Origin of the sequence: Bifidobacterium goeldii (assembly GCF_003951095.1) — a bacterium.
Classification (GTDB): Bacteria; Actinomycetota; Actinomycetes; order Actinomycetales; family Bifidobacteriaceae; genus Bifidobacterium; species Bifidobacterium goeldii.
This window is the reverse complement of the sequence record NZ_QXGL01000022.1, coordinates 1-1648: the sequence shown is the minus strand read 5'-3', so window position 1 is coordinate 1648 and position 1648 is coordinate 1. Positions and strand designations below refer to the sequence as shown.

1 protein-coding gene is annotated in these 1648 nt (G+C 53.5%); it reads right to left on the bottom strand.

All coding sequences use genetic code 11. The features are described 5' to 3' along the window. Window positions 1-1622: InlB B-repeat-containing protein (locus D2E25_RS10420; RefSeq protein WP_164514817.1), on the bottom strand; the 1622-nt coding region annotated here is incomplete at its 3' end. Window positions 1623-1648: the final 26 nt, after the last annotated feature.

Genomic DNA, 1648 nt, shown 5'->3' with positions numbered 1-1648 from the left:
GCCTTCTGCACGAGCTTCTTCTGAGCAGCAGCAAGAGTCTCCTGAGCTTCAGCAGTGTACTTCTGATCCGCAGTGGTAGAAGGCGGCAGCTTGCTGGTCTTCAGACCCTCAACAACCTTCTTGTACTCAGCGAAGGAGGCATCAGTGAAACGAGTGTCATCCTTGGTAGCGCCAGCGAAGCCCTTGACCTCAACCTTAGACGCAGTCTTCGTGTACTCGTTAGCAGCAACCTGCTCGTCAGTCAGGTAGATTGCGTAGAAGTTCTGATCGCCAGAAACCTTAGCTTCCGGATTAAGCATATCAGCCTTATCAGCTGCGCTAGCATTCTCATACTGAGCCTTGGTCACGAGGTACTTACCCTGGCCGTCAGCCTGAGTATTCCAGCCCTGGAACTGGTAACCCTTACGAGCATCAGCCTTCGGAGCGGACACATCACCGTACTTGGTGTCGGTGGTAGCCTTCACTTCAGTAGGAGCAGCAGAACCATCGTAGTTCGGATCGAACGTCAGCTTCACAGAAGAAGCCTTAGCAGTCCACTTACCATAGTACTGAACATCCCTACGCAGCTTAGCATTCAGGTTCGCAGCATCCTCATGCTTGCTGTCGGCAAAGAAGCCATCGAAGGTGTAGTCGTTCGTGTCAGACGGAGCAGTGAAACGCTTATTATCATTCACCGAAGTACCAGATACAATGAACAGGAACTTGGGAGCACCAGACTGCGCGTAGTTATTGAACTCGACCTTCACAGCAGAATTTGTGCCACTCACAGCCTTCACCGTGACCTTAGTCACGTCAGATGGAGCACCGTCCTTGTTGTAATCAGACAGAGTCACGGGCTGACCAGCCTTAGAGCCATCACCGTAGACAACCTGCCAATCAGCAATCGTACCATCGCTGTACTTATAGCCAGCCGGCTTCGTCAGATCATCAGAACGATCCACACGATACGACTTCAGTTCAGATGCGAAATCATCACCCGTTGCATTGGTCGTATCGTAAGACACCACAACCGGCTTCGCATTAGACGCGAACAACCAATACTGAGCTCCAGCAGTAGCGCCAGCCGGGGTAGCCAGATCGCCACCCTGAGCATCGTTGTACCACTGGTAAAGCTTATCCTCGTTCACGGTATCAGTCTGATACGGAACCTCCCAGGAAGCGAGCTTATCGCCCGATGCCAGCGGAACCGTAATCACATCGCCAGACTCGCCAACGGTACGGAAGTTAACGGTGAGCTTGCTATCGTTACCGAGAGCGTTGAAGGTCACCTTGCCGTTAGTCGTGTAGTGAGCGTACAGGGTCTTGCCAGCAAGATCCTTCGCATCCGGGTTCACAGCCTCGCCAGCAGTGCCATCAGGAGTGGTGTACCAACCAGTGAACTGACGAGTGGAGGACGGAACAGTGCTGTACAGATTCTCGAACTGCTCAGTAGAAGCGTTCGAATCCTTCAAAGTGATCGACGTCTTGTCATCAGCGAACTTACCGTAGGAGCCAGCGTTCAGCGTCAGCTCAGACGGGGTGGCTGCAGCGGCCGTGCCAGCGGCAACGCCCATCGTCGCGATCATCGCGAGCGAGGCGAGGCCGGCCAGAGGCGCGCGCCAAACCTTAGTATTTCCTGTCATCTTCAGGAACCTTTCTTTTAGGGACA